Genomic DNA, 1,057 nt, shown 5'->3' with positions numbered 1-1,057 from the left:
TAAAGCGTTTCGATCAAAGTTTGAATCTATGAGATTCCCCAAAACTTCGATTTGTGATTCACTCTGTTCGGGAGGATCACAGCATGCCAGCACCACTATCTACAGAACTGCGAGAACGCTTTGCGCGTCTGATCATGGGCGGATTGACGGGTCGTGAGGCTTCACGACGCCTTCAGATATCTGCGGCAACCGGATCTCGTTGGGCGCGGCAAATCCGCGTTTGTGGTTCTGCCCCCATCGCGCCGATGGGACGTCCTTCCGGAACTGGCAAGCTCGCCGCCTATGTCGGGTTCTTCAAAGAGTTGGTGAGACAAGACCCTGATATTACATTATTTGAATTACGCGATGCGCTCGCTGATGCAGAGGGTGTGAGTGTGCATCATTCAGCCATAGCCCACCTGTTGAAGCGTCTTGGCTTCACGCACAAAAAAAGTCGCTGGTCGCCACCGAGCGTCAGCACGTCAAAGTAAAGCAGCGTCGGGCTGAGTGGTTGGATCATCGTCTCCCGGCCATCAAGACCTTGCCTGAGCGCGTTGTCTTCATTGATGAAACCGCCGTAAAAACAAACCTTACTCGCCAGAAAGGCTGGGCTGCCCGAGGCGAGCGACTTGTGATGGACGCGCCCTTCGGGAGTTGGGGTACGCAAACGCTGATCGCAGGCTTGACAACAGATGCGTTGATTGCGCCATGGGTGATTAAGGGGGCGATGGACGGTCCGGCTTTTGCGGCTTACATCCGCCAGGTGCTGGTGCCGGAAATCGAACCCGGCACCGTGGTCGTACTCGACAATCTTGCTACGCACTACAATAAAGAGGCAGCTGCCACCTTAAAGGCGCACGGCTGCTGGTTCCTTTATCTGCCACCTTATTCACCGGACCTGAACCCGATTGAGCTGGCCTTCTCGAAGCTCAAAGCCCACCTGCGAAGGATCGGCGCACGCTCGTTCACGGCTGTCTTTAATGCCATCGGGGAAATCTGCGACCTCTACAATCCGACAGAATGCTGGAACTACTTCAAAGCCGCAGGATGCATCTCAAATTAATCTCGAAACGCTTTA

The 1,057-nt window shown here is 54.4% G+C and carries 1 protein-coding gene; it reads left to right on the top strand.

All coding sequences use genetic code 11. The annotated features are described in order from the left end of the window. Positions 1 to 83: 83 nt before the first annotated feature. Positions 84 to 1,042, top strand: a protein-coding gene (locus PPL9_RS31100) for an IS630 family transposase (RefSeq protein WP_152986591.1) whose coding sequence is annotated in 2 segments (ribosomal slippage) — positions 84 to 425 and positions 428 to 1,042 — 957 coding nt in all. Because the reading frame shifts where the segments join, the coding sequence is not laid out codon by codon here. Positions 1,043 to 1,057 lie beyond the last annotated feature (15 nt).

Origin of the sequence: Pseudovibrio sp. POLY-S9 (genome assembly GCF_001431305.1) — a bacterium.
Lineage (GTDB): Bacteria > Pseudomonadota > Alphaproteobacteria > Rhizobiales > Stappiaceae > Pseudovibrio.
Note: the sequence above shows the minus strand (reverse complement) of the source record. Positions and strands in the feature narration are given on the sequence as shown.